Source organism: Streptomyces sp. SID14478 (assembly GCF_010548525.1).
Lineage (GTDB): Bacteria > Actinomycetota > Actinomycetes > Streptomycetales > Streptomycetaceae > Streptomyces.
In genome coordinates, this window is sequence record NZ_JAAGMG010000394.1 from 1 (window position 1) to 5037 (window position 5037).

The following is a 5037-nucleotide window of genomic DNA, read 5'->3' on the forward strand; positions in this document are numbered from 1 at the left end:
CGGTGGCCGCGAGGTGGTGGGCGCCGCGCGAGGCGGCCTCCTCCTCCACCGCGCCGACGACGACGAACCGCCCGCTGCCGGACGCCGCGGCCCGCGCCCCGGCGTGCACCATGGTGGCGAGCGGACCCTTGGCGTCGACGGTGCCGCGCCCGAACAGCAGGCCGCCGGACTCCCGGACCGGGAGCGTACCCGGCACCGTGTCCAGGTGACCGACCATCATGATCACCGGTCCGGCGGGGTCGCCGATCTCACCGATCACGTTGCCGACGGCGTCGGTGCGTACGTCGTAGCCGAGCGCGGTCATCCGCCGGGCGAGGTAGGCGCCTGCCGCGGCTTCGGATCCGGACGGCGAGGGGATCTCCACCAGGCCGCGCAGTGTGCGCGTCGCCTCGACGCGCGTCGGGTCAGCGTTCATTGATGTCGACCAGCAGCATGTCGCGGACCCCGATGGCACCGTCGGCGACGGTGGGCGTGACCTCGTGGGTGATGCGGGTGTCGGACACGACCACGGAGTCCAGCCGCTCGGTGAGGGTCATCCGCGTCTGCGGCAGGCCGTCGCGGTGGATGATCGACTCGCCTCCGGCGCAGTTGGCCCGGCCCATCAGGTGCATGCCGATGAAGTCGTGGCCGTCGCGGTGCCGGCCCTCGGGGGTCGGGCTGCCCGGGGCGTCGGGCGTGGCGAGCACCCGCATCTGGTGCAGCCCCACCTCGAACCGGGTCGCCTGCGGGACGACTGCGCAGACGATGGCCAGGTCGGTGGCGATCAGCGCGGTCAGTACCGGGTCGGCCAGCGTCTCCTGCGCGATCGGGCTGAACATCCTGGCCTTCCCGTCGTACAGCGGGATGTGCTCCGCGGTCTGCTGGAAGGCCTGGTGCGCCAGCGCGGTGAAGCTCCACTCCCCGGTGGGCAGGCGCGAGGCCAGCAGGCGCCCGTAGCGCCGCTCGCGGACCACTCCGCCGACGACCGTCTCGTCACGGATCAGGTGGTTCCAGGTGGCGACGAGTCGTGCGAGGCCCGCCGGCGGGAACCAGCCGGCCAGTTCACTGCCCGGCAGCGCGACGAAGTCGTCGCCCGCCAGGGCCTCTCCCCACTTCCCGAGTGCTTGCGCCCGACGCGTCAGGGCCAGGGTTGCAGCCGACATCCTTCCCACTTTCTGTGTGCGCTGTTGGTACGAGGGCCTCATAGCCGCTCGATGTCGTGCAGGGCCTCGCCGGAGCCGGTGCCGAGTCCGGCCGCGAGCTGTTCGATGGTGTGGTCGCCGAGCATGGGCTCCAGCGCCGTCAGGAGTCCCTCCTCCTGGGTGCGCTGGTAGACCCGGACGGCACGCAGTGAATTGCCGCCGAGTTCGTAGAAGTTGTCGTGGACGCCGACTTCGGTGAGTTCGAGCACGTCCGTCCAGATCTCCGACAGCATCCGCTCGGCCGGGGTGCGCGGTGCGACGGTCGGCGCCGTGCGCCATTCGCCGAGGTCCGCCTCGGGCAGCGCGGCGCGGTCGATCTTGCCGTTGACGCTCACCGGCAGCGCGGGCAGCACGACGAACATGCTCGGCACCAGCGCCGCGGGCAGCGTGCGCAGCAGGAAGCCGCGCAGGTCCTCGGCGGTCGGCTGGTGCTCAGGGCAGCCCACGTAGGCGACCGGCCGGATGTCGGCGCCGGAGCCGCGCACCTCGACCACGACCTGGCGGACGTCCGGGTGCCGGCCGAGCGCCGCCTCGATCTCCCCCAGTTCCACGCGGATGCCCCGCAGCTTCACCTGGTGGTCGTAGCGGCCGAGGAACTCCAGTGCCCCGTCGGGCAGTCGGCGCACCCGGTCGCCGGTGCGGTACAGGCGTGCGCCGGCGGTGAAGGGGTTGGGGACGAACCGTTCCGCGGTGAGCGCGGGCGCTCCGAGGTAGCCGCGGCCCACCGACACCCCGCCGATGTGCAGTTCGCCGGGCACGCCCGGGGGTACCGGCTCGCCCCGTCGGTCGAGGACGTGCAGCCGCGTACCGGGCAGCTGGTGGCCGATGGGCACCCGCGGCCGGTCGAGGTCCGCGGCACCGACCGGGTGGTAGCTGACGAATACGGCGGTCTCGGCCGGCCCGTAGAGGTTCCCCAGCTCGGTGTCCGGCAGGACCTCTGTGAAGCGCCGGGCGGTGGCGATCGGCAGCGTCTCGCCGCCGACGTGCACGAGGCGCAGCGTTCCGGCGCACCGGGCGGCGGCGGGCTCGGCGAGGAACGCCTGGAGCATCGACGGCACGAAGTGGGCGAACGTCACCGACTGTTCGGCGATGAGGCCCGCGAGGTAGCGGGGGTCGCGGTGGCCACCGGGTTCGGCGACGACGAGCCGGGCCCCCGCGCTGAGCGGCGCCATCCACTCGACGGTGGAGACGTCGAAGCTCCACGGGGTCTTGACCAGTACGGAGTCGGCGGGCGTGAGCGTGAACTGCCGCTGGGTCCAGCGGAGCACGTTGACCACCCCCCGGTGGGTGTTCATGGCGCCCTTGGGGGTGCCGGTGGAGCCGGAGGTGTGGATGACGTAGGAGAGGGACTCCGTGTGCTGGTCCCGGGTGTCGGGGGCCGGGCCGTCGTGACGGTCGGTGGGGACGCTGCCGGCGAGCAGGATCCGGACTCCGGCCCCGTCGTCGAAGAGGCCGGCCGTGGCTTCGTCGGCCACGACGACGGGCGTGCCGGCGTTCGCGATCAGCCGTTCGAGGCGCTCCTTGGGGTGGCCGGGGTCCAGGGGCATGTAGCCGGCGCCGCTCTTGAGGATGCCGAGGGCCGCGACGATCTGGGCGCAGGAACGCTGCATGCAGAGGGCGACGAGCCGGTCGGGTCCGGCGCCGTACGAGCGCAGCAGCCGAGCCCAGTTGTCCGACCGCTCGTCCAGTTCGCGGTAGGTGATCTCGTCGTCGGGGGCGGTGATCGCGATCCGGTCGGGGTGTTTGCGGGCGGCCGCGGTGATCCTGTGGTGCACCAGGCCGTCGTCGGCGCAGGGTTCGGCGTCCTCGGCGCCGTCGCCGTGCACGCCGAGGGAGAGCAGTCCGACCGGCTTGGCCGGGTCGGCCACCGCGTCGGTGAGCAGGGCGAGCCAGCCCCGGGCGAGCCGCTGGACGTCCGCGGGGTCCCACTGCTCGTCGTGCACCATCCGTCCGGCCAGGGCGGCGTCCGCCGTCCCGGACAGGTACAGGTTGAGGCTGAACTGGGCGGGCAGGTCGGCGAGGTCGATCTGCTCCGCGGTGATGCCGGGCAGGTCCCACTGCGGGGCGGGCGTGTTCTGCAGGGCGAGGATCGCGCCGATCAGCGGGGTGCGGCCCGGGACCCGCTCGGATCCGGAGACCTCGACGATCTGCTCGAACGGCAGGTCCTGGTGCTCGAAGGCGCCCAGGCAGGTCTCGCGGACCGTGGCGAGCAGCGCGCGGAAGGACGCCCCTGCGTCCACGCGGGTGCGCAGGGGCAGCGTGTTGACGAAGAAGCCGATGAGGGGGTGCAGTTCGGGACGGGGCCGGCCCGCGACCGGGGTGCCGATCACGATGTCGTCGCGTTCGGTCCAGCGGGCGAGGACCGCCATGTAGGCGGCGGTCAGCACCATGAAGGGGGTCGCCGACTCCTGCTTCGCCAGCCGGCCGATCGCCTCCACCAGCGCGGCGGGCACCGCCACCGGCACGTTGGAGGAGATGCCGGGCCCGGTGACGGGCACGGCGGGCTCCAGGGGCGCGGCGCCCGCCATGCGCTCGCGCCAGTAGTCGGTGAACTCCGTCCCGGCCTCGGTCACGGTCTCGCGCTGCCATGCGGCGAAGTCGCCGTACTGGATGGCCAGTTCGGGCAGCTCGGGCGGTTCCGCCTCGCCGGCCGCGGTCTCGGCACGGTAGAACGCGGCGAGTTCGGCGTGGAAGACGCCGATCGACCAGCCGTCGGACACGATGTGGTGCATCACGACGCCGAACAGCCAGGACGTCTCGCCGAACCGGACGAGGGCGGTACGCAGCAGGGGGCCGGCGGCGAGGTCGAAGGGGGTGTCGACGTGGGCGGCCAGGGTGCGGCGGGCGGAGTCGAGCGTGGGCTCGGGCGCCTCGAACCGGGCGGTGGAGGACCGGACGTCCGGATGGACGAGCTGCACCAGCCGGCCGTCGGGGCCGAGTTCCAGGGTGGTGCGCAGGACCTCGTGCCGTTCGACGAGCCGCGTGACGGCGCGGGCCAGGGCGTCCGGGTCGAGCGGGCCGTCCAGTCGGATGGCGCCGCCGAGGTGGTAGGCGCTGCCGGCGGCGAGCCGGTCGAGCAGCCACAGCCGCTCCTGCCCGAACGAGGCGGGCAGCTCGAACGGTTCGTCGTCGGCGAAGGCCTGTTCACTCATGATCGGGCTCCTTGCTCGGCGGGGGACGCGGTGGCGGGACGCTGCCGGCGGGCGGTGCGCGCGATGGGCGCGGTCCGCGGCGTCCCGTTGCCGGAGTTCTGGCTGATCCATTCGCCGACGGCGGCGATCGTGGGGGCGCGCAGCAGCACGCCGAGCGGCAGCTCGCAGCCGAACGCCTCCTGGATCCGGCCGACGATCTGGACGGCGAGCAGGGAGTGGCCGCCCAGCGAGAAGAAGTCGTCGTGGACGCCGATCCGGTCGAGGCCGAGGGCCTCCTGCCACATCCGGGTGATGATCCGCTCGGTGTCGTCGCGGGGGGCGACGTAGCCGGTCGCGAGAGCCGGCCTGAGCGAGCTGGGCGAGGGCAGCGCGGCGCGGTCCAGCTTGCCGTTGGGCCCGATCGGCCACCGGTCGACCACCATCAGGGAGGCGGGGACCATGTAGTCGGGCAGCGCCCGGTGCAGGTGCTCGCGCAGCCCCGCGACGGTCAGCCTGGCGCGGATCGCACGCCGCGGGTCGTTGGCGAACTCCCCGTCTGTCGGCGGCAGTTGAGCCGGTCGGCCGCCCGCCGGGCGGCTTCCGTCGTGGAACTCGGGGTCCAGCAGGCCGGGTTCGGCGCCGAGCCGGGGCAGCAGTGTGTGTCCGGCGGGGACGGGCAGGTGCGCGGGTTCGCCCGCGGGCACCGGGTCCGCCTCGGCGAGGGC

At 73.5% G+C, this 5037-nt stretch carries 4 protein-coding genes; all 4 read right to left on the bottom strand.

Annotation, left to right across the window (positions count from 1 at the left end):
- The coding region (locus tag G3I40_RS13095) for a M20/M25/M40 family metallo-hydrolase (RefSeq protein ID WP_164302337.1) at positions 1 to 415 on the bottom strand (415 nt) is incomplete at its 3' end.
- Positions 405 to 1142, bottom strand: a complete 738-nt coding sequence (locus tag G3I40_RS13100) for a 2OG-Fe dioxygenase family protein (RefSeq protein ID WP_164302338.1) — start codon at positions 1140 to 1142, stop codon at positions 405 to 407. The genes G3I40_RS13100 and G3I40_RS13095, both read right to left, overlap by 11 nt.
- A 38-nt stretch (positions 1143 to 1180) precedes the next feature.
- Entirely contained in the window at positions 1181 to 4333 is a 3153-nt protein-coding gene (locus G3I40_RS13105) for a non-ribosomal peptide synthetase (protein ID WP_164302339.1), read from the bottom strand.
- On the bottom strand, positions 4330 to 5037 hold a 708-nt coding region (locus tag G3I40_RS13110), incomplete at its 5' end, for a phosphopantetheine-binding protein (protein ID WP_239091702.1). The genes G3I40_RS13105 and G3I40_RS13110, both read right to left, overlap by 4 nt.